This is a genomic window from Mycobacterium riyadhense, assembly GCF_963853645.1.
Taxonomy (GTDB): domain Bacteria; phylum Actinomycetota; class Actinomycetes; order Mycobacteriales; family Mycobacteriaceae; genus Mycobacterium; species Mycobacterium riyadhense.
On the sequence record NZ_OY970456.1, the window covers coordinates 536,422 to 560,556 of the forward strand.

The window sequence follows — 24,135 nt, forward strand, 5'->3', positions numbered from 1 at the left end:
TCCGGTAATACGTTTGTCTGTATAGCCCGACTAGCGACGGCGTTGATCAGGAGGACCGATATGTGGGATCCCGATGTCTACCTGGCCTTTGCGGATCATCGGAGCCGTCCGTTCTACGAATTGCTGTCGCGGGTGGGCGCCGAGCGGGCGCGTCGGGTGGTTGACCTCGGTTGCGGCCCCGGCCACCTGACGAAGTACTTGGCGCGCCGGTGGCCCAGTGCGGTGATCGAGGCATTGGACAGCTCACCGGAGATGGTCGCCGCCGCCCGGGAACGCGGCATCGACGCCACGACCGGCGACCTGCGGACCTGGAAGCCGCGGCCGGACACTGACGTGGTGGTGAGCAACGCGGCCTTGCACTGGGTGCCCGAGCACTCCGACCTACTGCTGCGGTGGGTCGGCGAACTTGCGCCGAGCTCGTGGATCGCTGTGCAGATCCCGGCCAATTTCGAGACGCCGTCGCACGCCGCGGTGCGGGCGTTGGCCCGTCGAGAGCCCTACGCGAAACTCATGCGCGATATACCGTTTCGCGTGGGCGCGGTGGTCCACCCGCCCGCGTACTACGCCGAGTTGCTGATGGACGCCGGATGCAAGGTGGATGTCTGGGAGACCACGTACCTGCACCAGCTCACCGGTGAGCACCCGGTGTTGGACTGGATTACCGGCACCGCGCTGGTCCCGGTGCGCGAGCGGCTCGACGACGCGGGCTGGGAACAGTTCCGCCAGGAACTCATCCCACTGCTGGATGACGCCTACCCGCGCCGGACCGACGGCACGACCATCTTCCCGTTCCGGCGGGTGTTCTTCGTGGCTGAGGTAGCTGGGGCGCGCCGCTCAGGTGGGTAGTTCGATACCGCGGTCGGATGCGATCGCCGACCTAGCGGTCGGCGTCATGTGATGGATTCGTAGATACGTTTCGGTATAGCGCTGCGCGATGCGGGTACCGGCGAACTCCGACGGTATGACGTCGTTGGTGCGCTGGCGCCAATCGTGTAGCCGGACAGCGAGATCGGCCGCGATCGCGTCGAAGTCTCGAGCGTCGTCACCGGCTAGCAGGTTGTTGCTCTCGGTAGGGTCTGCGCGCAAATCGTAGAGCTCGCGTTGCGGGCGGGGCGCGGTGACCAGTGGCGCGACGGCCTGACCGGAGGGGCTTTCTCCGATATCCCACGGCAAGTCCAGCAGTGGCCGTGGTACGTAGTTTTCGATGTAGCTGTATTCCTTTGTGCGGATTGCCCGAATGGGATCGAACGAGTCGTGATAGGTCTTGGTGGTGTACACGTGGTCGCGCACCGGCTCGTTTCGTGCGTCCGACGCAAGTATCACCTGCGCGTGCGAAACCCCCTCGATGTCCGCCGGGATGTCGAGACCCAGCAGGCCCAGCAGCGTCGGGACTAGATCCACCCCGCTGAACAGTTCGTCATAGATACCCGGGGCCACCGCCCGGCGGGTGGGTGGACGGATGATCATCGCAATGCCGGTCCCGGCGTCGTACAACGTGGATTTCGCGCGCGGGAAGGCCGCGCCGTGATCGGTGACAAACACCACCCACGTGCTGGCATCCAGGCCGGCCTCGGCCAGCGTGTCCAGTAGCTTGCCCACCGCGGAGTCGGCCTTGGCGATGGAGCCATAGAAATCTGCTAGGTCCTGGCGCACCTCGGCGGTATCGGGCAGGTGGCCGGGCACGTCGACCGCCGCGCTGTCGGCCGGTTCGTAACGGTCACGCGGATAGGGCCGGTGGGTTTCGAAGAACCCCGCCGTCAACAGGAACGGTTGCCCGGCAAGGGCCGGGGCGCTGTCCCGCAGCCATTCCTGGGCCTTGTCGACCACGTACTCGCAGTAGGAGATCGACACGTCGAATTCGTCGAACCCCAGCCGCTTCGGGTAGGACGTCTCGTGTTGCATACCGAAAAGTGCTGAGTACCAACCAGATTCGGACAGCAACTGGGGCAGGGTCCGGACACCGGTGCGATACTCCCAGCCATGATGGGCCAGGCCGACCAACCCGTTGCTCTGCGGGTAACGACCGGTGAACAGCGATCCTCGCGACGGCGAGCACAACGGTGCGGTGGCATGGGCCCTGGTGAGCAGAATCCCGTCGGCGGCAAGCTGGTCCAGCCGTGGGCTGGAAACGTCCGGGTGGCCGTAGACGCCCAGGTACCGCCCCAGGTCGTGCCAATGCACGATCAACACGTTGTCTGCGTGCTCACCCGCCATCGTGTGTCACCTCTCCAACATGCCTTGCGCGACCGGCGACGCCGAGACAGCGCCATGAAGCCACCGCGGCGACGATACCGGGCCGCCGACCGACCCGTCAGCGTACGCCCTAGGCGCCGGAACGCTACTTGTCTGAATTGCCGACAGGCAACGATTGCGGCGCTCGACCCCATCGGTTTTCGGAAACAAATTCAGCAAGCGGACGCGCGAAGGCCCAGCCGTCCAGCTCGAGCGCGGGCCGGTCGGGAAACTCTGGTACCGGGCCGAGACACAGGATTGCCACCGGTTCGGCGTCCGCGGGTATCTGCAGCAGGGCCGCCAATCGGTTCGGATCGAACAGGGACACCCAGCCCATTCCTAGGCCTTCGGAGCGAGCCGCCAGCCACAGGTTTTGGATTGCGCATGACACCGACGCCAGATCCATCTGCGGCAGCGTGCGCCGGCCGAAGATGTGTGCCGCACGGTTGTCGCACAGCGCCACTACCAGCAGCTCGGCGCACTCGAGGATTCCCTCGACCTTCAGAGCCAGAAATTCGGTGGCTCGTCGCCCCAGGGCCCGGGCGGTCAGCGCGCGCTCCTCGTCGACGAGCGCGTGGATACGTTCCCGCAGCTGGCCGTCCGTGATCCGAATGAAGCGCCATGGCTGCATCAGGCCGACGCTGGGCGCGGCATGCGCGGCTTGTAGCAGACGTGCCAGCACATTCTCGGGCACCACGCTGCCGGGCACGAAGCGGCGCATGTCTCGGCGTTCGGAGATCACGCGATACAAGGCCTGCCGCTCTTGCGGGGTGAACGCATGATCCACGATCACGGACTATAGGTGACGCCCACCGCGCGGAATACGTATTCGGGTGGCACATCGAAGGCGAGCGATCGTCGCGGCAGTCGGCTGAGCACGTCGTCGCCGATGTCGGCCTTGAAATGCAGCGAGAGTTCGCCGTGGAACTTTGCATCGACGTGGCCGATATCGAGGTCGAGTTGCAGACCCGTGTCCGAAATCTCGGCCGTCGCGGCTCCGGTCTGCTGCGCATCCCAGCGCACATCGATGACGCGGCCGGCTAGCTTCGGTACCACCGACAGCGTTCCCAGCACCCGCTGCGAGGTGAAGGCCAGCGAACCCACGTAGCTGGCGATGCTGCCCGCTGATCGCACACCCGGGATTGTGCCGCTGAACCGCCGGGTGACCGCGACGTACTCGGCAAGATAGAGGATCCCTTCGGATTCGATCTGCGCCCGCAGATCGGCGGGCAGCTTGCCGACGCCGAACAGCCTCCGAACGATCACTGCCATGACGCCAGTATGGGGCCGTTTCGTTGCCGGTGCACCGATGCTGGTATCGCTTTAGCCATGAGCCGCCCCAGAAACACGGCCGATTTGGTACCTGTGTCGCTCGCTGTTCTTCTCGGTATTGCCGGGGTGGTGGTCTACGCCGTGCTATGGGTGGGGCATAGCCACCACTGGGGCTGGCTGTACGACGCCGATTGGTCGTTGTTGACTCCGGCACACGACGTTGGGATCAAGCACCCGGGGTGGGTGCGATTCTGGGATGTCGTGTCCGTTGTCCTGGGTCCGTTCGTGCTGCGGCCGTTGGGATTGTTGGCTGCGGTGATCGCCCTGGTGATGCGCAAGGTCCGGGTGGGGTTGTTGCTGTTGGCTTGTGCGCCGCTCGACGGATTGGTGACGACGGTGGCCAAGGATCTGGCCGGTCGTCCTCGACCGGCGACCGCGCTGGTATTCGCACCCTCAACCTCGTTCCCGTCGGGGCACGCGCTGGAAGCGATAGCCAGTTTGCTGGCGCTGTTGGTCTTCGTACTGCCGATGATGAAGGCCCAGGCGATGCGGGTCGCCGCGGTCGCGGTGGCCGCGGTGAGTGTGGTGACCGTCGGTGCCGCCAGAGTCGCGCTCAACGTGCACCATCCTTCGGATGTGATCGCCGGTTGGGCGCTGGGCTACGTCTATTTCCTGTTGTGCCTGTGGGTATTTCGGCCGATCCCGGTAAGAGGCACCGCGCGCTGGCCTTTGTCACGGCGCGGTGACCCAACCGGGTCTAAAGCTTTACTTGACCCTGAGGCTTAGCTCGGCTGACGATGAAGCGATGCGCCGACTGGTAGGTCTGCTGTGTGCTGCGGTGTGCATCGCCGGTGTAGCGGTGATGTTTGCCCCGGTGACCGTCGCGGCCGGCAATCCGTGGTTTGCGAACTCCGTCGGCAATGCCACGCAGGTGGTTTCGGTGGTGTCAACCGGCGGGTCGAACGCGAAGATGGATATCTACCAGCGCACCGCCGCCGGCTGGCAGGCCCTCAAAACCGGAATCCCCACCCACGTTGGCTCGGCGGGGATGGCGTCGCAGGCCAAGAGTGGGTACCCGGCCACTCCCATGGGGGTTTACAGCCTCGACTCCGCCTTCGGTACCGCGCCGAATCCCGGTGGCGGGCTGCCGTATACCCAAGTGGGACCCAATCACTGGTGGAGCGGGGACGACCACAGCCCGACCTTCAACAGCATGCAGGTGTGCCAGAAGTCCCAGTGCCCGTTCAATACGGCCGAAAGTGAGAACCTGCAGATCCCGCAGTACAAGCATTCGGTCGTCATGGGCGTCAACAAGAACAAAGTTCCCGGCGGCGGTTCCGCGTTCTTCTTTCACACCACCGATGGTGGTGCCACCGCCGGATGCGTGGCGATTGACGATGCCACCCTGGTACAGATCATCCGCTGGCTAAAGCCCGGTGCGGTGATCGCTATCGCCAAATAATCAATCCAGCGCGCGGCCGGGTTTGACCTTGAAATTAAGGCCCTTCAACGACATCGTCGCGTCGTAGGTTCTGTCGTAGCCGGTGGCGCTGATCTTCCAACCGTCGTCGGTACGCCGGTACTGGTCGCGGTAGAACGCCGCACCGATCAGCATGAAATCGAAATCGGCGGCGATCACCCGGTCCTGCAGATACCAGCTGCCTGTCGCGGTGTCGCCGGTAACGCTGATTTCCGGATGGGTCACCCGGTGCTCGGTGAGGATGGCCGGGCCCAGCGCCGAGCGCATGTAATCCACCAGGTCGGTGCGGTTCGTGAAGTGCAACTCCTCGCCGATCGATGGCCCATAATCGCCGCGAACGTCTTCGGTGAGGGTATTGGCGAAGTCGTCCCACTGCTTGGTGTCTAGCGCCCGCAGGTAGCGGTACTTGACCCGCTTGATCGCTTCGACATCATCGGCAAGGCTCATGACGTTCATTGCAGCACATCAAGTCTTGCGAAGTCTTGCGCGGCCATGACGGCTGGCTACCTTGGAGGCATGAGTCAATCCCGGTACGCGGGGTTGTCCCGCGACGAGCTGGCAATCCTGGTACCCGAACTGCTCCTGATCGGCCACATGATCGACCGCTCCGGCATGGCCTGGTGCATCCAGGCGTTCGGCCGCGAGGAAATGCTGCAGATCGCCATTGAGGAATGGGCGGGCGCCAGCCCGGTCTATGTCAAGCGCATGCAGCGGGCGCTGAACTTCGAGGGCAACGACGTGCCGACCATCTTCAAAGGCCTGCAACTCGACATTGGTGCTCCGCCGCAGTTTATGGATTTCCGGTATACGGTGCACGACCGTTGGCACGGCGAGTTCAAGCTCGACCATTGCGGCGCGCTGCTCGATGTGGAGCCGATGGGGGACGAGTACGTCTTCGGGATGTGCCACACCATCGAGGATCCGACGTTCGACGCCACGGCGGTGGCGACCAATCCCCGCGCGCAGATGCGTCCCATTCACCGGCCGCCCCGAGTGCCCTCGGACCGGCATCCACATTGCGCGTGGACCGTCATCATCGACGAGTCCTACCCGACGGCCCAGAGCATTCCGGCGGTAAATATCGTCCGTGAAACCAAAGCTGCCACTTGGGAATTGGCTGCTATCGATCGTTCGGACCAAGGCCAGGCCGATTATTCGGGTCCGTTGCTGTCCGATTTCGACTTCGGAGCATTCTCGCACTCGGCGCTGGTGCGGATGGCCGACGAAGTGTGCCTGCAGATGCACCTGCTGTACCTGTCATTCGCCATCGCGGTGACGCAAAGGTCCAGCGCCGACGCCGAACTGGCGCGCTCGGTGGCTACTCGCCAGTTGACCGGCGTGGCCGGGCTTGGCGGCGAACGCATTCACCGCGCACTGGGGTTGCCCAGCGGAATCGAAGGTGTGTTGCGCGTGCTCGAGTTGCACCCACTGCTCAACCCCGCCGGTTATGTTGAGGCCGAAACGGACGGGAGCCGGTTGGTGGTGCGCCGGTCGCCGGCTCACCACGACCGCGCCTGGATTTCGCTGTGCACACCGGAATCGGTGCAGCCGCTACAGGCGATCGCGACGGCCGTGGACCCACACGTCCAGGTTCAAGTCAGTGGGACAGACACCGACTGGACCGCTGAGCTGGTGCAAGCCGATGCCGCGGCTAGCGAGCTGCCGGAGGTGTCGGTGGCTAAGGTCAGTAGGGGGTCGGCATTTCAGTTCCAGCCGAGGCGTTCGCTGCCGCTCACCGCGGTGTGACACCACGCGGCCTGTCAAGGCTCCCGATATACCACTTCGATGACGACACGGCATCGACCGCATACCAATGACTTTGTGACCCAACTGCTTACGGGGCGTTCGCGGCTATGGTTAACGCTGGCCAAAGACCCCTATCGACGAAAGTATCCGCTCTATGTACGACCCACTTGGGTTGTCGATCGGGACCACTAACCTGGTTGCGGCGTCTAACGGAAAAACTCCGGTTACCCGTCGCGCTGTCCTGACGCTGTATCCGCATTGTGCACCGAAAATCGGTGCGCGCGCGGAAAACCCGAACCTAACCGAGTCCGGCACGCTGATGAGCGGCTTCGTGGAGCGCATCGGGGATTCGGTGGCGCTGGTGTCCCCCGATGGGTCCGCTCACGACCCGGATCTATTGATGGTGGAGGCACTGGACGCGATGGTGGTCACCGTCGGTGCCGACGTGAGTTCGTCGGAGATCTCCATTGCCGTTCCGGCGCACTGGAAACCCGGAACGGTGCAGGCGCTGCGCAACGGATTACGCACACACGTCGGCTTTATCCGCAGCGGCATGGCGCCGCGTCTGGTGCCGGATGCGATCGCCGCGTTGACGGCGGTGAAGGCCGAATTGGGGCTTCCCGCAGGCGGTGTGGTAGGGCTGTTAGATTTCGGTGGCTCCGGAAGCTATGTCACCATGGTGGACACCAAATCGGATTTCGAGCCCGTCAGCGCCACAATGCGTTACGACGACTTCTCCGGCAGCCAGATAGACCAAGCGCTGTTGCTGCACGTCATCGAAGAGCTCGGCCACGGTGACATCGATCCGGAAAGCACCACCGCGGTCGGCCAACTCGGCCAACTCAGGGAGCAATGCCGTGAGGCCAAGGAGCGGTTGTCCACCGACGCGGTCACCGAATTGGCCGCCGAGCTTCGCGGATCCAGCTTCGTCATTCAAGTGACTCGAGACGAGTTTGAAAACCTGATACAGGACCGGCTCACTGGTTTCATCTACGCGTTCGACGACATGCTGGCGCGTAACAATGCGACCTGGGCCGACCTCGCTGCGGTGGTCACCGTCGGCGGTGGTGCCAGCATTCCGCTTGTCACTCAACGCCTTACAATGCACACTCGCCGTCCGATCCTGACCGCGTCGCAACCGGCGTGCGCGGCCGCGATGGGCGCGCTGCTGCTGGCCGCGCGGGGGGAAGAAATTGATCTGCGGACGCGGACGTCCATAGGCCTGTTGGCGGCGGCTGGGGCGTCGAGGGCGTCGAGCACCAGCGTGATCGAACTGCCGGCCGGCGATGTCATGGTGATCGATCAGGACGCGCTGACGGATCGCGAGTTGGCTTGGTCGCAGACCGACTTCCCCGGTGAAGCGCCGGTGCGGTTCGACGGTGACTCCTACAACGAGGACGGTCCCAGCTGGTCGATGCGGCTGAACGTGATCGATCCGCCCAAGGAACCGCCGTGGCGCCGATTCCGGGTGTCACAGTTGCTCATCGGGATCAGCGCCGTAGTGGCTATGACCGCGATCGGCGGTGTGGCATTTACGTTGACGGCCACCGAGCGGCACCCGGCACCCGTGGTTCCCAGCGTCGCACCCCCACGGCCCAGCTCCATGCCGCCCAGAGTCGTGCCCAGCCCGCATTCGCCAAGTCCCGTCCCGCCGCTGCCCAGCGCCACGCCGATCCCCAGCGCCGCACCCGCCCCAACCAGCGTCGCGCCGCCGCCAGCGCCGCCGACGCCGTCGGCGGTGATGACAACCACCAAGGCGCCGTCGGTCACCACCACGACGACGACCACGCCGGCCACGACCCCGCCGACAACCACAACCAGAACCACCACGCCGACGACCACAACCGAGGCGGAGGCCGCGACGACCGAGCCGCCTACCACGACATCGACGGTGAAGATGACGACGGAATGGTTGCACGTCCCGCTGTTACCGATCCCGATACCGATACAGGTTCCGGCGAATCAGGGTCCGCAGGCCCCGGCCCCGCAGGACCAGGGCCCGCAGAATCCCTTCCTGAGCCCCGGCTCGCCGTGATGGCAGCGTGGTAGTGGGTCAGTTTGAAATGAAAGCAGACCGGCACACGCCGACCCGCTGGTTCGTCTATCCAGACTGCGTGGTTTGCCTGGCGGATGCCCGTTCCGCCGCTGCCTTGATTTTGTGAAAGACTTCGGGATTGCGGTCGCCAATCAGGTGCCCAGCAGCCTTCGGATACAGCGGGCGCTCATCTCTGAAGATTTCGGTATGGTCCAAGTCCGCAAGATCACGCTTCCAAACGTGAATTTTTGATTCACTAGTGAACCCCCCTCGCACGGCGTTCAGCTCCTTGCATGTCGCCACCCACTTGTACGGCGAGTCTTTGATGAGCTGGTACTCGATGGCTCGGGTTACGCACGCAGCAACCCAGTCGGCAAACTGGATATTGGAACTGAGTTGGCTGTCGACGTGCATCGGCGGCTCGATGATCCGCTTCATCTCAGGGTAGTCGGCCGCGCGCCCGAGAATGTGGCTGTACATCTTCGGGAGGCGTTCAGCACGAGTTTCTCGTTGATCTGATCGATCATCACCAAGACGTTCGCGTCCTGGGCGTCAGCGTGCCGCGCGATGCGATTGAGCGCTTCACGCATGGCAGACGTCTCCCGTTCATTGGTATCGAGCTGCGTCTGCTTCGGCGTTCCCAACGGCTTCTCGTTGGCGTAGTAGAACAGCCGTCCGCCGCACTCTCGGCGCAGGCGATGGACAAGCCCGTTGAACACCCGGACCTGGTTGTCGTATCCCTCCAAGGTGTTTGGTCTGAATATCTCTGAGCCCTTGCGTTCCCAACGTCCTGGATGTTCGGCTGCAGCGATCTCCTTGCTGAAGATCTCCCGCTTGCGTTCCGTGAAGATGCCTCCGAACGTGCGGGCCTTCGTGGCAGGCACAATGAACCCCGCATAGCCGAATGCCGGACTGGTGTTGTAGCGGTTGTGGCCCCGAGAAACAAACGCGCCCGTCTCGCCAACTTCATCGATGTAGGCAAGCAACACGAAAAAGGATTATGACCACAAACACAGAAGCCCACGTCAAGACGTGGGCTTCTCGGATTAGCGCTCGGGGAACTGTTTCATCCCTAGCTACTGATACCGAGGGTATCCAGCTATGCACCAAAGACGCAAGCCTGCGGCTTGACTCACGAAAACTGCCCGCGAAACACCCTCGGTGCCTCAGATAAGAATGCCCGCGAAATGGTGACCCTCGTCAGGCATGGGAAGTGGGTTGTCGATGGCGTCTCGGGGCGAGATCACCACGAAGTACGCCAAGGCGTATGTGAAGGCGTCGAAAAAGGACAAGGGGCTGATTTTGGATCAAGTGATGTCGGTGACGGACTGGTCACGCGATAACGCCCGCCGGCGGCTTACAGGAGCGGCGAAACGGCGGGCCGGGACGGGCCGCGGGGTCGCTGCACGGCCCCGTAAGCCGCGGACCCCGAAGTACTCCTATGACGCGTTGAAGGTGCTGCAGAGGGTGTGGGCCGCTTCGGGTGGGCAGTGCGGGAAGTACCTGGCCGCCTCGATGGCGTTGCAGCTCGACGGGTTGCAACGGCACGGCGAGTTGGTGTTCGGGCGTGACCGCTACAGTCCCAAAGTGCGCCAGGAACTGCTGGCGATGAGTGCGGCCAGCATCGATCGTTATCTGAAGACCGCGAAGGCCAAGGATCAGATATCGGGTGTGTCGACAACGAAACCCTCACCGCTGCTGCGGAATTCGATCAAGGTCCGCAGAGCTGGGGATGAGGTGGACACGGAGCCGGGGTTCTTCGAGGGTGATACCGTCGCCCATTGTGGGCCGACCCTCAAAGGGGAGTTCGCCCGCACCTTGAATCTGACCGATGTGCACACCGGGTGGGTGTTCACCCGCACGATGCGCAACAATGCCCACACCCATGTGCTGGCCGCGCTGCGTAAAGCTGTCATCGAGATTCCTTACGCGGTAACAGGTTTGGACTTTGACAACGGCACCGAGTTTCTCAACAAACCAGTGATTAACTGGGCCGGAGACAAAGGGATCTACTTCACCCGCTCGCGCCCGTACAAGAAGAACGACCAGGCCACTATCGAGTCGAAGAACAACCACCTGGTCCGCAAGTACGCGTTCTACTACCGCTACGACACGCCCGAAGAACGCGCTGTGCTCAACCGCCTATGGCGCCTGGTCAATGACCGGCTCAACTACCTGACTCCGACCATCAAACCCATCGGATACACCAGCACTGCCGACGGGCGCCGCCGACGCTGCTACGACGCCCCGCAAACGCCGCTGGACCGGCTGCTGGCCGCCCAGGTGCTCTCCCCGGCTCAGCGGGCCGAGTTGATCGCCTACCGTGACAGCCTCAACCCCGCGGAGATCGGCCGTGAGATCGCCGACCTGCAGAACCGGCTTGTCCTGCTAGCCAAGCAGAAAACCGAGCAGCTCTACCTGGCCAGCATCCGCACCGCCCTGCCCGACATCCGCAAAGGCGTCCGGATCAAGGCCAGCCGAACCGCCCCTCGGTTTCGCGGGCATTCTTATGTGAGGCATTGACTAATTTTCGCGGGCATCTTGATCTGAGGCATTACAGCCTGCGGCTTGACTCACGAAAACTGCCCGCGAAACACCCTCGGTGCCTCAGATAAGAATGCCCGCGAAATGGTGACCCTCGTCAGGCATGGGAAGTGGGTTGTCGATGGCGTCTCGGGGCGAGATCACCACGAAGTACGCCAAGGCGTATGTGAAGGCGTCGAAAAAGGACAAGGGGCTGATTTTGGATCAAGTGATGTCGGTGACGGACTGGTCACGCGATAACGCCCGCCGGCGGCTTACAGGAGCGGCGAAACGGCGGGCCGGGACGGGCCGCGGGGTCGCTGCACGGCCCCGTAAGCCGCGGACCCCGAAGTACTCCTATGACGCGTTGAAGGTGCTGCAGAGGGTGTGGGCCGCTTCGGGTGGGCAGTGCGGGAAGTACCTGGCCGCCTCGATGGCGTTGCAGCTCGACGGGTTGCAACGGCACGGCGAGTTGGTGTTCGGGCGTGACCGCTACAGTCCCAAAGTGCGCCAGGAACTGCTGGCGATGAGTGCGGCCAGCATCGATCGTTATCTGAAGACCGCGAAGGCCAAGGATCAGATATCGGGTGTGTCGACAACGAAACCCTCACCGCTGCTGCGGAATTCGATCAAGGTCCGCAGAGCTGGGGATGAGGTGGACACGGAGCCGGGGTTCTTCGAGGGTGATACCGTCGCCCATTGTGGGCCGACCCTCAAAGGGGAGTTCGCCCGCACCTTGAATCTGACCGATGTGCACACCGGGTGGGTGTTCACCCGCACGATGCGCAACAATGCCCACACCCATGTGCTGGCCGCGCTGCGTAAAGCTGTCATCGAGATTCCTTACGCGGTAACAGGTTTGGACTTTGACAACGGCACCGAGTTTCTCAACAAACCAGTGATTAACTGGGCCGGAGACAAAGGGATCTACTTCACCCGCTCGCGCCCGTACAAGAAGAACGACCAGGCCACTATCGAGTCGAAGAACAACCACCTGGTCCGCAAGTACGCGTTCTACTACCGCTACGACACGCCCGAAGAACGCGCTGTGCTCAACCGCCTATGGCGCCTGGTCAATGACCGGCTCAACTACCTGACTCCGACCATCAAACCCATCGGATACACCAGCACTGCCGACGGGCGCCGCCGACGCTGCTACGACGCCCCGCAAACGCCGCTGGACCGGCTGCTGGCCGCCCAGGTGCTCTCCCCGGCTCAGCGGGCCGAGTTGATCGCCTACCGTGACAGCCTCAACCCCGCGGAGATCGGCCGTGAGATCGCCGACCTGCAGAACCGGCTTGTCCTGCTAGCCAAGCAGAAAACCGAGCAGCTCTACCTGGCCAGCATCCGCACCGCCCTGCCCGACATCCGCAAAGGCGTCCGGATCAAGGCCAGCCGAACCGCCCCTCGGTTTCGCGGGCATTCTTATGTGAGGCATTGACTAATTTTCGCGGGCATCTTGATCTGAGGCATTACAGCCTGAATAGGCGGCTGTGCTGTGAGGTGATGGTATGCCTGTCCGGTCACGGAAACCCGCGGCGCATAGCCGTCCCATTTGAGCTTGCCCTGAATTGATCCGTGTCTAACGGTGCGCGAGTAGGGTTTGAGCTGGCAAGAACTTCGACGGCGGCCCGCGCGGTGCGCTCGTTCGCCAAGGCCCCTTTGGAGGGGTTATGGACATCGTGCTTGGGGTATCGATGGAGCCCACGGCGGTCCGGTTACTGCTGATCGAGGGCGAGAACGCGGACGGCGTCATCGTCGAAGAAGACAACTTCGAAGTCGGGACGGGCGACTGCGCGGCGACCTCGGACGCGGCCGCTCAGGTGATCGCCGCGATTACCGGCACCCGCGAAGGCGCGGCCGAGAGTGGCTACCAGCTGACATCCATTGGTGTGACGTGGACGGACCCAGCCGGGGTTGCGGCGCTGCGCGCCGAGCTGGCCGCGCGCGACATCGGCAGCGTCATGCTGGTGTCCCCCCTGCTGGCCGCGGCCGCCCTGGCGCACACGATCGGCGTTGCGCTCGACTACCGCCACATTGCGATGTTGTTCGTCGAAGCCGGCAGCGCGACGCTGGCCGTTGTCGATGTGGCGGACGGGTCGATCGTCGATCTGCATCGGCAGTCCTTCGAAGCGGTTCACGAGTTGGCGACGATGGTAGCCGGTCTCGACGCGCCGGGCTCGCGGTCGGATGGCGTCTTCGTCATTGGCTGTGGGGTCGACATCGTCGGAATCAAGTCCCTGCTGGAGGCGGCGACGTCGCTCGTGGTGACCGGTCCTGAGGAACCGCACATGGCTCTGGCACGCGGGGCGGCGCTGGCGTCCGCGAACGCGCCGCTGTTCGCGTCTTCGACGGCAGCGCTGGCCTACGCGCTGGATCCGGGCACCGGCGAGGTCCATCCCGGCGCGCTCAATCCGACCTACCTGGACCTTTGCGCCAATGCGGATCCGGGGCGGGAAGCGCTGGCCTACAGCGCCCTAGACGACGAACCCGACGAAGTCGGACTGCGCCCGCGAAGGCCCTTGGTGTTGTCCGGTGGCGCGATGGCGGGAATCTCCGCGATCGCGGCCGGCGTGCTGATCGTCTCGCTGACATCTGATGTCCGCGAGACGGCGGCCGTGCAGCTCAGCCCCCCGGCCAGTGAGGCCCCGTCGCAGGTGCAGTTGCCCGCTCCCAGCTCGTTGCCACCTGCGCCCGCAGCTCCGGTAGCTGAAACGGCGCCCCCGCCCGCACCGCCAGCACCGCCGCCCGTGGTGGCGGCCCCGCCCCCGGCAGTCTCGCCGCCGCCCGAGGTGCGGCAGCCGCCGCAGACGGCCACGAATATGGCGCCCGCCACCCAGCCCCGTCGGGCGCCCACCCGGCAGGCACCCCCGCCGGTGCGGACGCCGGTGCAACAGGCGCCACCGCCTGCACCGCCGCCGGCCGCGGTGCCCGCACCGCCGCCCGAGCCCCCCGTACAGCCCACCCCGATCATGACGATGTATCTGCACGTCCCGTTCCTCACCATCCCCATTCCGATTTACCCGCCGCCCCCGCCCCCGCCCCCGCCGCCGCCCGGCCCGCCGGAACCGGGGCCCTAGAGCCGTAGCGGATCGTGCCGAAAAGGGCGCACACTGTGCAGTAACGGTATGAACTGCGAGGAGGTCGCGTGGGCGACAGTGGACCGTTCGGGTTTGATCCCGAAGACTTTGATCGGGTGATCAGAGAGGGGACCGAGGGACTGCGCGACGCTTTCGAGCGCGTCGGCAGGTTCGTGACCGGTCCTGGCGGTCGCAGCGGCTGGTCGGTGATATTCGAGGACCTGGCGCGGCGTTCGCGTCCGGCACCTGAAACCGCCGGCGAGGCCGGTGACGGGGTGTGGGCCATCTACACCGTGGACCACGACGGCGGCGCCCGCGTCGAACAGGTCTATGCAACCGAACTCGACGCGCTACGGGCGAACAAGGACAACACCGACCCGAAGCGGAAAGTCCGCTTCCTGCCGTACGGCATCGCGGTGAGCGTTCTCGACGATCCGTCGGACGATCCGTCGGACGAGCCGACATAGATTGGCGGCCACGTCGTCCGTCTGTCACGTGTGTGGCTCCGAGCCGCGCCCGGGTGCGCGGTTCTGCGATGCCTGCGGTTCGCCGCTGACCGTGGTCGTTGATCCTGCCGAATACAAGCAGGTGACGGTGCTGTTCGCCGACGTGGTGCGGTCGATGGACATCGCCGCGGCTCTTGGCGCCGAGCGGCTGCGTGAGGTGATGACCGAGCTGGTCGATCGGTCCGCGGCCGTGGTGCAGCGGTATGGCGGTACCGTGGACAAGTTCACTGGCGACGGGATCATGGCCTTGTTTGGGGCACCAATCACGTTGGAGGATCACGCTTTTCGGGCGTGCCTTGCGGCTCTGGATATTCAGCAGGTTGCTCAGCGGTTGGCGGTTGAGGTGGCCCGCCGCGACGGGGTCGACCTGCGGCTGCGGGTCGGCTTGAATTCCGGCCGGGTGATCGCCGGCGAAGTCGGAGCTACACACCTGGGCTATACCGCGGTCGGTGCGCAGGTCGGCATGGCGCAGCGGATGGAAGCGGTGGCTCCGCCGGGCGGTGTCATGCTCAGCGAGTCGACCGCGCGACTCGTCGAGGATCGCGTTGTGCTGGGTGAACCCGAGACCGTGCACATTAAGGGCGTCGACAACCCGGTGCCGGCGCGCCGGCTGCTGGCCGCGGATGGCGAGCATACGAAAAGGGTGCGCAAGCCCCGTCATGAATCCCGGTTGGTCGGACGCCAGCGGGAGAAGGTCGCCGTCGCCGCATTACTCGACCAAGCCTATGGCGGCAACGGAACCGTCATCACGGTGACTGGTCGGCCAGGGGTCGGAAAGACTCGGTTGGCCCGTGAATCGTTAGCGACGGCGCGCGGGCGTGGTTTCGAGGTATTTGTCACCTATTGCGAGTCCCACACTCGCGAAATCGCTTTTCATGTCATCTCGCGGCTGTTGCGCGCGGTTTTCGACATCGGTGGCCTGGCCGCGGAGCAGGCGCAGACCCGAGTCCGTAGCGAGATGCCTCACGCCAGTGCGGAGGATCTCCTGCTGCTCGATGACCTGCTTGGCGTTCGCGACAGCGAGACGCCGTTGCCCGATATCAGTCCGGACGCCCGACACCGCCGACTTGTTGACCTGATCAACACCGTTGCGCTGGCGCGCCGGCGGCCCGCGGTCTATGTCATCGAGGACGCCCAGTGGATCGACAGTGTCAGCGAGTCGATGCTCGCCGAATTCGCGGCAACCGTGCCGAGAATGCGGGCGACGCTGCTCATCATGTACCGGCCCGAATATCAGGGACCACTGGCGGGCATCCCGGCCGCACGTCCCTTTACGCTCGCACCCCTTGATGATTCGCATATCACGGAGTTGGTTAGAGAGCTGCTGGGTGATCATCCTTCAGTACTGGGACTCTCGACGGTGATCGCCGAACGAGCGGGGGGCATACCGTTCTGTGCCGAGGAGATTGTGCGTGACTTGGTCGAGCGGGGCGAACTCGAGGGTGCTCCGGGCGCCTACGTGTGCGTGCGGGAGGTGCGCGATATCCATGTGCCGGCCAGTGTGCAAGGAGTCATCGGAGCTCGGATCGACCGACTCACGGCTACGGCCAAGCGCGCCTTGCACGCCGCGGCCGTCATCGGTGCGCAGTTCGATACCGAGCTGTTGGCGCTGCTGCTGGAATCAGACCCGGAGGCAATGGATCTGACGCCGTTGATCGCGGCGGAACTCGTAGAGCCCGTGACGCGCGCGCCGCAGGGCACCTACGCGTTTTGCCATCCGCTGATTCAGGCGGTGGCATACGAATCCCAATTGAAGGCCGGGCGGTCAGAACTGCACCGTCGGGTGGCCGCGGTGATGCAGCGAACCCGCGGCGGGTTCACCGGTGAGGAAGCCGCCATGGTCGCCACCCAGTATGCGGCCGCCGGCGACCTGCGTGACGCGTTCGACTGGCACATGGATGCAGCAACTTGGTATGGCGCACGCGACATCCGGGCGGCCCGACAGAGTTGGCAGCTGGCGCAGCGAGTCGCCGATCGGCTGCCCGCCGACGAACCCGATGTGCTGGCCATGCGGATCGCCCCGCGAGCTCTGCTGTGCGGCAGCGCTTTTCAGATGGGTGGCACGCCTGCCGACACCGGCTTTGCGGAGTTGCGGGAGCTGACCACCGCCGCAGGTGACAAGAAATCACTCGCCATCGGGATGGCTGGGCACCTCACCACCCTCACGTTCAACTCACATCATCGCGAAGCCGCCGACATGGCATCGGAATTTGCCACGCTTGTCGAGTCGATCGGCGATCCGGCGATGACGGTCGGGCTGTTCTATGCGGCCGCACAGGCCAAGTGGGAAGCCGGTGAAGCGACCGAGAGTTTGCGGTTGGCTCAGCGGGTCATCGATCTCGCCGACGGCGACCCCACCATGGGCAACCTTGTGATCGGATCTCCTCTGGCATGGGCGCTCACCGTCAAAGGAGCGGCTGGAATGTTCCTGGGGCGCCAAGGCTGGCGATCCGACCTGCGGGCAGGCATTGTTCTGGCTCGGTCGGTTGACGCCGCCGCCCGCTACTTCGTGCAGTTGTACAAGTACACGGCCGCCATCCAGAACGGCGCAGTGTTACCCAGCGCGCGCGACGTGGCGCTGGCAACCGAATCGTTGGAAGTCGCGCAGCAATCCGGAGACAACGCCGCGCTTGCCTACGCGCTGTTGAACCGCGCTATCGCGTTGCTCCACAACGACTCTGAAGCTGGAGGCCTGGAATTTCTGATAAAGGCAAAAGAGATGTTCGTGCACGAACAGCTCACCATGACGCTGCGCCGCATGTGCGATATCGAATTTGCGCGCGAGCGCGCACGATCCGGTGATCTCGACGGCGCGATCGAGCTCGCCGCGGAAGTCCTCGCCGAGCAGTTCGACACCGGGGAGATGATCTTCCGTGGGCCCGCCACGACCGTGCTGGTCGAGGCGCTGTTATCGCGTGGCTCTACTGCCGACATCGCCGCTGCGGCACATGCGGTTGAGCGGTTGGCCGCCGTGCCGGTAGAGCCCGGATTCGTCCTGCACGAGCTTCCGGTGCTGCGGTTGCGCGCCCTGCTGGCCCGGACACATGGCGATGAGGCGGGCTACGCGCAATTCCGGGACCGCTTCCGGGCCAAGGCGCAAGATGCCGGATTCGAGGGATATCTGGCGCAGGCCGAAGCGATGGGCTAAGCCCGTTGGTGGTCGTCAGCCCTGTTCTAGTCCAGCTCGCCGAACGTGGGCGATATGGACGAAAAGCGGCCCCAAAGTGTGCATATCCCCCACACTCGACGCACCTGTGACACTAGCCCTGCTCTACGACGTTCGCGTCGCCGGATTTGGTGATCTTCGGTGAGCCCGAGTGATACGTGATGCGATTGTTGAAGCCGGAGGCGTCGATGGTGTCGGCGGCGTCGACGGTGACGGTGTTCTGCAAGCCGGACACGGTAAGCCGCGCGCAGTGGCCGGTGATGACGACCTTGTTGGAAATTCCGCTGACGGTGACGACGCTGTCGTTACAGGCGACCGTCTTGTTCTCGTTGACACCAGTGACGATGAGGCTGCCGCCCGGCGGTGGTGGTGGTGATGTCGCGGGGCTTGGGCTGCGCGGGGTGGTCCGAGGCGAAGTGTTGATCGGGGAAGTGCTTTCGGGGGCCGGGCTTTCGGTGCTTTCAGAAGGAGACAGGACGACGAAGCCACCGCTGTGGAGTTGACGCGAGGCGTAGACGGCAATGCCTCCCACCAGAGCCAGCACGCCAATGATGAAGAGCGCGGCCAAGATCCAGAAGATCCGGATACCCGAGGACGACCGTGGGGTGGCTCCGGGATAGGGGGCGCTGTAGCCATACGAGGGCGGTGGCGATGGCGCCTGGAAAGGCGGTGGCACCGGGCCGGGCGGCGGTGGCGGGTACGGCTGGTATGCCGAGTCACCGAGCGGCGGCTGGGCACCCAGTTCCGACGCGCGTGCCGCCTCGGCCAGCGGGCGCTCCAGCTCGCGGATCCGGGCCTCCGGGTCATCCTCGGGGTTCATGACACAGATGCTCCCACACCGAGATCCCGGCGAATAGGCTCGGCGTCGTGCCCGAGTTGCCGAACCGTCAGATCCTGTTGCGCCGCCGTCCCACCGGGCTCGTCCAGCCTGGGGACACCGAGCTGATCACCTCGCTCGCCCCCGAGCCTGCCGACGGCGAGGCACTGCTGCGCACCACGTACGTGGGTATCGATGCCGCCGCCCGGACCTGGCTCGACGACCAGCCGGGCTATCTTCCGCCGGTACAGCTGGGCGAGGTCATCCGGGCGGCCGGCATCGGCCAGGTCGTCGCTTCGCGGTGCGACGCCTACGCCGTCGGCGACGTGGTCACCACTCTGACGGGCTTTCAGGAGTACGTGATCATCCGCGACGACGTGTTCAGCACACCGATCCGGGGCGAGGACGACCAACTGGCGATCATGTCGGTGTACGGCCCGACCGGTGCCACCGCGTACTTCGGGATGACCGACATCGGCCGGCCGCAGCCCGGCGAGACGGTGGTGGTCTCGGCGGCAGCGGGTGCCACCGGGTCGGTGGCGGGGCAGATCGCCAAGATCGCCGGAGCCCGGGTCGTGGGCATCGCGGGTGGGCCCCGGAAGTGCCGGGCGGTGGTCGAAGACTTCGGGTTCGACGCGTGCATCGACTACAAGGCGGGCGACCTGGCGGCGGCGCTCAAAGAGCACTGTCCCCGGCGAGTCGACGTCTACTTCGACAACGTTGGCGGCCCGATCCTTGACGCGGTGCTCGGCCGGTTGGCTCCCAGGGCGCGGGTTGTGCTGTGCGGCGTGATCTCTAGCTACCTGACCGGCGAGCACCCGGGACCGGCCAACTACGTGAACCTGCTCGCCAAAACCGCTCTCATGCAAGGATTCAACGCACTCGACCAGTGGGGCCGCTTCGACGAAGCCTTCGCCAACCTGCGCCGCTGGGAGGCCGAAGGCCGGCTCAAGCACCGCCAAACCATCTTCGAGGGAATCGAGTCGTGTGTTGACGCCCTCAATGGGCTGTTCACCGGGGCCAACATCGGCAAGACGCTGGTCAAAATCAGCGAACCCACACCCTGCTGCTAGGGTCCCCTGCTTATGCCCGAAATGGACCGTCGCCGGATGATCATGATGACAGGATTCGGCGCCCTGGCGGCCACAATCCCCGCCCCGAAAGCCCTGGCCAACCCGTCCCGACCGGCTGCGCCGGCGGGTCCGGCCCCCGCGCCTGCCGCGCCGGCCGCGGGGCCGACCGGTGGACTGCTGTGGCACGACGAGTTCGACGGCCCCGCTGGTTCGGCACCCGATCCGTCGAAGTGGGCAGTGTCCAATCACCGGACGCCGATCCGGAACCCGGTCGGGTTCGACCAGCCGCAGTTTTGGGGGCAATACCGCGACAGCCGGCAGAACGTGTTCCTCGACGGCAACTCTAATCTCGTGCTGCGCGCCACCCATGACGGCAACAGTTACTTCGGCGGCCTGGTCCACGGCCTGTGGCGGGGCGGCGTGGGGACCACCTGGGAAGCCCGAATCAAGTTCAACTGCCTAGGAGCCGGCATGTGGCCCGCTTGGTGGTTGTCCAATGACGATCCCGGCCGCAGTGGCGAAATCGACCTCATCGAGTGGTACGGCAACGGAACTTGGCCGTCGGGAACCACCGTCCACGCCAACCCGGACGGCACGGCGTTCGAGACCTGCCCGATCGGCGTGGACGGCGCCTGGCATAACTGGCGGGTGCGCTGGGATACGACCGGCATGTACTTCTGGCTCGACTACGCCGACGGCATGGAGCCGTACTTCTCGGTTCCAGCGACCGGCATCGAGGATTTGAACGAGCCGATCCGCGAATGGCCCTTCAACGATCCCGACTACACGGTGTTCCCGGTGCTGAATCTCGCGGTTGGCGGCTCCGGTGGCGGCGATCCCGCGGCGGGCTCGTATCCGCAAGAGATGCTCGTCGACTGGGTGCGCGTCTTTTAAGCGCGTGGCAAAGCATGTGCCGCGACGTTCACTGCTGGCCGCCGGTGTTTCACCCGTGGATGTGCCCCGCAGCAAACGGATCGACGCTACCCGGATCGACCGCAGACGCGGCGTTTCGTCGTGGCGCGGGATGCGCACCCCCCGACCGCGTGGTTTCATAACACCGTTTGCGAATAGTTGCTCGGGGGATCGCGTGACGTCCCGCGCCTACTGATTGGTGGTATCTGAGATGGATCGTCGCAGCATGTTGTTGAGCACGGGAATCGGCATGCTGGCAGCCGCAGCCTCGATCCCCGTGCCCGAGGCCCGGGCGTACCCGGCACCGCCGGCCGCGCCGGCGGCCGGGCCGGGCGGTCCCTACATTTTCTCCGACGAGTTTGATGGCCCGGCGGGCTCGGGTCCCGATCCGGCGAAGTGGTCGGTGCAGACCTGGCAGGACGACGTGTACCCGCCGGTCGAGGGGATATACCGCGACGATCGCCGAAACGTGTTCCTCGACGGCAATTCCAATCTGGTCCTCTGCGCCACCCAGGAAATGGGCCAGTACTACACCGGCAAACTGCGCGGCAACTTTCGGAGCATGATCAACCAAACTTGGGAAGCGCGGATAAAGCTGGACTGTTTGTTCCCCGGCCTGTGGGCCGCGTACTGGGGTGTCAACGAGGATCCTGAGCCCGACGGTGAGGTCGACATTTTCGAGTGGTACGGCAACGGCAACTGGCCCCCGGGTACCACGGTCCACGCGGCATCCAACGGCAAAACCTGGGAAGGAAAATCGATTCCCGGCTTGGTGGACGGCGGGTGGCACACCTGGCAAATGCATTGGGGTGAGGACGGTTTCGCCTTCTCCCGCGACGGAGTTCCGTACTTCAAAGTTCCGCCGAAGCCCATCCACGTCGCCGGCAACCCCCCCGAGGACATGCGATGGCCATTCAACAATCCCGGCTATTGGATGACTCCGATGTTTACCCTTGCGGTTGGTGGGGTTGGCGCCGGCGATCCTGCGCTTGGTACCTTCCCGGCGGCCATGCTCATCGACTACATACGTATCTGGTGAGTGTTATCGCTGCGCTTTGATGACCTGAACCAGGTTGAACTGCCAACGCTCGACAAGCCGGAAGCCTAGGCTGCGCGGAACCGTGTAGGCGGGGGTTGCTCCGAAGCGAGGGCCTGGCGGGAGCGCCGAGCCCTGCTCGTGCGTGGGCATCGACTCGTCGGCTTGGGTGATGATCCAGACGACACCGCAGTGGCTTAACGGCTGCACGACGACCTCCGGGATCAGGTTGGTGTCGAAGACGTCGTTGCGGTCGGTCGCGCGTTGCCAAAGGGTGAGGTCGAACAGCTTCCGATAAGCATCGGGGCGCGCCGCCATCAAGGGTCGCATCGGTGCGGGCATGAAAGTCACTGTGTCATTTACCAGCAAGCAATCGCCCGGTGCGGCCTCGGCCGTGATCAGATCGGCCACTTGGCTATAGTCCATCCCGTATTTGGCATACGGATTGCGTTGCGCCCAAACATAATTCGGTGCCGCGACGACGGCGAAAAGCGCAACGATCGCCACCGCTACCCACGGTTTGACCGCCAATGCGCCAATGCAGACGCCCAGGACCAGCGCCATCGCCGGTGCAGTGAAACACAAATAGCGTGGCGTGTAGATCGAGTGCACCAACGCCGACCAAACGACGATCAAGGCGGTCGGGATCACAAGCCAGGCGGCCGCCAATGCCAGCAGTTGCCGATCCGTCTCAGCCAGTTTTGTGGATGTATAGCGCCACAAAACAATAGCGGTCACGATGACCACTGCTGACAAAGCCGCGAACAAGGGGCATCTTTCGAAGTATTGCTGAACCGTCACATCCTCGATCGTTCGGTGGCCGATCGGCGCGATCCAGCTGATCTGATGCGCTTGACCGACCACCGCGACCACAAACGGCGTCACGGCGCAACCCGCCGCAACCGAGGCAATGGCGAACCGTATCAAGACCGTTCGACTACGCCGGAAGCAACAGACAAACGCGGCGTGCGCCAACAGCAACAGCGCGAGATAGATGTCGAGAACAATCGAAATCGCTTGGGCAACACCATAACACAACCAGACCCGTGCGTTGTCTCGGCGAGCGGCGTAAACCAGCAGTATCGTCAGCCACACGGCGGCCATCATCGAAACGGCGTACGGGCGAGCCTCGATGCCCGCCCACGTCGACCGCGGCAAGATCGCGCAGACAACCCCGGACGTCACTGCGATGGTGCGAGACGAGAATTGCTTGCCCAGCACCACAACGCCGGCCGCGGCCCCTCCCACGGCCAAACCGCTTGGCGCGCGGGACCAGAACTCCGTGGGCGGGACGAGCTGGAACCAGCCATGCATGAGCAAGTAGTACAGGCCATGAACGGCGTCGACGTTGCCCAACATCTGCCATAACTGCCCCAGCGAACGGCTGTATGAGGCCGAAATGGTCGCGGCCTCGTCGTACCAGAAGGACGGCCGGGCGGCGCCGCCCAGACTCACCGCGGCCGCAAACACGAAGGCGATCAACGGGTCCAGCCCAGTTGGCGGCGATGCCGACAGGTCGCCGCGAAGCGCGCCACGGTGACGCCGTGTCTCACCGTTGTACGAGGCGTTCACCGAGTCGCCAAGCACGTTGCCTCGCTGAACACACCGTTATGTTGCCAGAAGCGCACCTGGGTCTTCTCGCGGCTCGATTACGCTGACGGCATGCAGCCGTACTGCGCGTCTTTTGACCACGAAGTGACCGGTGATGGGCCTTCGGCCGAACAGATCGATGCCGTCCTGCGGGCATCCCGTGCGATGGTGGGCATTGCTGCGGCCTCCATCGCCCAGGTCGACGACAGTGTGACTGTCCCGCAGTTGCGGGTGCTGGTGATGGTGTACACCCGAGGTCCGCTCAATCTTGCGGCGGTGGCGGCCGGTCTGGGCGTCAACCCGTCAAACGCCAGCCGCATTTGCGAACGTCTCATCAGGGCGGGAATGCTCGACCGCCAAGCATCGCCGCACGATCGACGCAACATCGTGTTAAGCCTCACCGACGCGGGACGAGGGCTGATCAACAAGGCGACCCGACATCGCCGCACTGCGATTGCCCAGTTGCTGCGGAGCATGGATCCGTCGGATCGCGAACTGGTCGCGACGGCCCTCGACCGGTTTGCCGATGCCGCCGGTGAACCCGTGCCCGACGACATCGTGGCGACGATTTGGCCTGGTGGGAGCTGAATACCCCACTGCAGATCGCACGGTGTCCTATAATTGCGCCGACGCAAACATTGCTGCCAACAACTAATAGTAGAAAGCG

The 24,135-nt window shown here is 64.4% G+C and carries 19 protein-coding genes and 2 pseudogenes; 14 read left to right on the forward strand and 7 right to left on the reverse strand.

From position 1 onward, the window contains the following. Positions 1 to 60: 60 nt before the first annotated feature. The gene (locus tag AADZ78_RS02335; protein ID WP_085251569.1) at positions 61 to 846 is read left to right on the forward strand and encodes a trans-aconitate 2-methyltransferase; all 786 of its coding nucleotides are present in this window, start codon (positions 61 to 63) and stop codon (positions 844 to 846) included. Here AADZ78_RS02335 and AADZ78_RS02340 read toward each other — a convergent pair. The 3 genes from AADZ78_RS02340 to AADZ78_RS02350 form a co-directional block, all read right to left on the reverse strand. Next, complete coding sequence (locus AADZ78_RS02340) at positions 835 to 2,214, reverse strand: sulfatase family protein (protein WP_085251568.1); 1,380 nt, start codon at positions 2,212 to 2,214, stop codon at positions 835 to 837. The two genes, AADZ78_RS02335 and AADZ78_RS02340, sit on opposite strands and share 12 nt — an antisense overlap. A gap of 124 nt (positions 2,215 to 2,338) precedes the next feature. Next, complete coding sequence (gene bluB, locus AADZ78_RS02345; RefSeq protein ID WP_085251624.1) at positions 2,339 to 3,022, reverse strand: 5,6-dimethylbenzimidazole synthase; 684 nt, start codon at positions 3,020 to 3,022, stop codon at positions 2,339 to 2,341. Beyond that, positions 3,022 to 3,504: a hypothetical protein gene (locus tag AADZ78_RS02350; RefSeq protein WP_085251567.1), complete on the reverse strand. Its 483-nt coding sequence runs from the start codon at positions 3,502 to 3,504 to the stop codon at positions 3,022 to 3,024. The genes bluB and AADZ78_RS02350 overlap by 1 nt, the downstream gene beginning before the upstream one ends. A gap of 57 nt (positions 3,505 to 3,561) precedes the next feature. Here AADZ78_RS02350 and AADZ78_RS02355 point away from each other — a divergent pair, with 57 nt between their 5' ends. After that, positions 3,562 to 4,290, forward strand: a complete 729-nt coding sequence (locus AADZ78_RS02355; protein ID WP_085251566.1) for a phosphatase PAP2 family protein — start codon at positions 3,562 to 3,564, stop codon at positions 4,288 to 4,290. 19 nt (positions 4,291 to 4,309) lie between these two features. Next, positions 4,310 to 4,966, forward strand: coding sequence for a L,D-transpeptidase family protein (locus AADZ78_RS02360; RefSeq protein WP_085251565.1), 657 nt, complete (start codon positions 4,310 to 4,312; stop codon positions 4,964 to 4,966). Here the strand turns inward: AADZ78_RS02360 and AADZ78_RS02365 are convergent. Beyond that, positions 4,967 to 5,450 (reverse strand): annotated as a pseudogene (locus tag AADZ78_RS02365) (nuclear transport factor 2 family protein). 50 nt (positions 5,451 to 5,500) lie between these two features. On the opposite strand from AADZ78_RS02365, the gene AADZ78_RS02370 reads away from it, so the two are divergent. Beyond that, on the forward strand, positions 5,501 to 6,730 hold the full coding sequence (locus AADZ78_RS02370) for a hypothetical protein (RefSeq protein ID WP_085251622.1): 1,230 nt from the start codon (positions 5,501 to 5,503) through the stop codon (positions 6,728 to 6,730). Between the two features lie 154 nt (positions 6,731 to 6,884). Next, entirely contained in the window at positions 6,885 to 8,765 is a 1,881-nt protein-coding gene (locus AADZ78_RS02375; RefSeq protein ID WP_085251564.1) for an Hsp70 family protein, read from the forward strand. Between the two features lie 66 nt (positions 8,766 to 8,831). Here AADZ78_RS02375 and AADZ78_RS28875 read toward each other — a convergent pair. Continuing rightward, positions 8,832 to 9,754: pseudogene (locus tag AADZ78_RS28875) on the reverse strand (DUF3800 domain-containing protein). A 235-nt stretch (positions 9,755 to 9,989) separates the two neighbouring features. Here AADZ78_RS28875 and AADZ78_RS02390 point away from each other — a divergent pair. From AADZ78_RS02390 to AADZ78_RS02410, 5 genes are all read left to right on the forward strand, one after another. Beyond that, positions 9,990 to 11,288, forward strand: coding sequence for an integrase catalytic domain-containing protein (locus tag AADZ78_RS02390; protein ID WP_204080106.1), 1,299 nt, complete (start codon positions 9,990 to 9,992; stop codon positions 11,286 to 11,288). 142 nt (positions 11,289 to 11,430) lie between these two features. Then, the gene (locus AADZ78_RS02395; RefSeq protein ID WP_204080106.1) at positions 11,431 to 12,729 is read left to right on the forward strand and encodes an integrase catalytic domain-containing protein; all 1,299 of its coding nucleotides are present in this window, start codon (positions 11,431 to 11,433) and stop codon (positions 12,727 to 12,729) included. Positions 12,730 to 12,961: 232 nt separating this feature from the next. Next, complete coding sequence (locus tag AADZ78_RS02400; RefSeq protein ID WP_085248492.1) at positions 12,962 to 14,368, forward strand: DUF7159 family protein; 1,407 nt, start codon at positions 12,962 to 12,964, stop codon at positions 14,366 to 14,368. A 68-nt stretch (positions 14,369 to 14,436) separates the two neighbouring features. Continuing rightward, positions 14,437 to 14,835, forward strand: coding sequence for a hypothetical protein (locus tag AADZ78_RS02405; RefSeq protein WP_085248490.1), 399 nt, complete (start codon positions 14,437 to 14,439; stop codon positions 14,833 to 14,835). A gap of 91 nt (positions 14,836 to 14,926) precedes the next feature. Then, positions 14,927 to 18,022, forward strand: coding sequence for an ATP-binding protein (locus tag AADZ78_RS02410; RefSeq protein ID WP_264033548.1), 3,096 nt, complete (start codon positions 14,927 to 14,929; stop codon positions 18,020 to 18,022). 112 nt (positions 18,023 to 18,134) lie between these two features. Here the strand turns inward: AADZ78_RS02410 and AADZ78_RS02415 are convergent, their stop codons facing one another. Beyond that, a complete protein-coding gene (locus AADZ78_RS02415; protein WP_085248486.1) occupies positions 18,135 to 18,860 on the reverse strand; it encodes a DUF3060 domain-containing protein in 726 nt (241 codons plus the stop codon). Between the two features lie 47 nt (positions 18,861 to 18,907). On the opposite strand from AADZ78_RS02415, the gene AADZ78_RS02420 reads away from it, so the two are divergent. The 3 genes from AADZ78_RS02420 to AADZ78_RS02430 all read left to right on the forward strand — a co-directional run bounded on the left by AADZ78_RS02420 (position 18,908) and on the right by AADZ78_RS02430 (position 21,881). Next, positions 18,908 to 19,930 carry an NADP-dependent oxidoreductase gene (locus AADZ78_RS02420; RefSeq protein WP_085248485.1) on the forward strand — a complete coding sequence of 341 codons (1,023 nt, stop codon included), beginning with the start codon at positions 18,908 to 18,910 and terminating at the stop codon, positions 19,928 to 19,930. Positions 19,931 to 19,936: 6 nt separating this feature from the next. Next, a complete protein-coding gene (locus AADZ78_RS02425) occupies positions 19,937 to 20,824 on the forward strand; it encodes a glycoside hydrolase family 16 protein (protein WP_085248484.1) in 888 nt (295 codons plus the stop codon). A 229-nt stretch (positions 20,825 to 21,053) separates the two neighbouring features. Further along, complete coding sequence (locus AADZ78_RS02430; RefSeq protein ID WP_085248482.1) at positions 21,054 to 21,881, forward strand: glycoside hydrolase family 16 protein; 828 nt, start codon at positions 21,054 to 21,056, stop codon at positions 21,879 to 21,881. Positions 21,882 to 21,884: 3 nt separating this feature from the next. On the opposite strand, the gene AADZ78_RS02435 is transcribed toward AADZ78_RS02430, so the two are convergent. Continuing rightward, positions 21,885 to 23,393 carry a glycosyltransferase family 39 protein gene (locus tag AADZ78_RS02435; RefSeq protein ID WP_085248513.1) on the reverse strand — a complete coding sequence of 503 codons (1,509 nt, stop codon included), beginning with the start codon at positions 23,391 to 23,393 and terminating at the stop codon, positions 21,885 to 21,887. 147 nt (positions 23,394 to 23,540) lie between these two features. Between AADZ78_RS02435 and AADZ78_RS02440 the strand changes: the two genes are divergently transcribed. Further along, positions 23,541 to 24,056, forward strand: a complete 516-nt coding sequence (locus tag AADZ78_RS02440; protein WP_085248480.1) for a MarR family winged helix-turn-helix transcriptional regulator — start codon at positions 23,541 to 23,543, stop codon at positions 24,054 to 24,056. Positions 24,057 to 24,135: the final 79 nt, after the last annotated feature.

Coding starts and splice junctions, on each gene's coding strand:
- AADZ78_RS02335 (WP_085251569.1), top strand. CDS start 61: ATGTGGGATCCCGATGTCTACCTGGCCTTTGCGGATCATCGGAGCCGT.
- AADZ78_RS02340 (WP_085251568.1), bottom strand. CDS start 2,214: ATGGCGGGTGAGCACGCAGACAACGTGTTGATCGTGCATTGGCACGAC.
- AADZ78_RS02350 (WP_085251567.1), bottom strand. CDS start 3,504: ATGGCAGTGATCGTTCGGAGGCTGTTCGGCGTCGGCAAGCTGCCCGCC.
- AADZ78_RS02355 (WP_085251566.1), top strand. CDS start 3,562: ATGAGCCGCCCCAGAAACACGGCCGATTTGGTACCTGTGTCGCTCGCT.
- AADZ78_RS02360 (WP_085251565.1), top strand. CDS start 4,310: ATGCGCCGACTGGTAGGTCTGCTGTGTGCTGCGGTGTGCATCGCCGGT.
- AADZ78_RS02370 (WP_085251622.1), top strand. CDS start 5,501: ATGAGTCAATCCCGGTACGCGGGGTTGTCCCGCGACGAGCTGGCAATC.
- AADZ78_RS02375 (WP_085251564.1), top strand. CDS start 6,885: ATGTACGACCCACTTGGGTTGTCGATCGGGACCACTAACCTGGTTGCG.
- AADZ78_RS02390 (WP_204080106.1), top strand. CDS start 9,990: ATGGCGTCTCGGGGCGAGATCACCACGAAGTACGCCAAGGCGTATGTG.
- AADZ78_RS02395 (WP_204080106.1), top strand. CDS start 11,431: ATGGCGTCTCGGGGCGAGATCACCACGAAGTACGCCAAGGCGTATGTG.
- AADZ78_RS02400 (WP_085248492.1), top strand. CDS start 12,962: ATGGACATCGTGCTTGGGGTATCGATGGAGCCCACGGCGGTCCGGTTA.
- AADZ78_RS02415 (WP_085248486.1), bottom strand. CDS start 18,860: ATGAACCCCGAGGATGACCCGGAGGCCCGGATCCGCGAGCTGGAGCGC.
- AADZ78_RS02430 (WP_085248482.1), top strand. CDS start 21,054: ATGGATCGTCGCAGCATGTTGTTGAGCACGGGAATCGGCATGCTGGCA.
- AADZ78_RS02440 (WP_085248480.1), top strand. CDS start 23,541: ATGCAGCCGTACTGCGCGTCTTTTGACCACGAAGTGACCGGTGATGGG.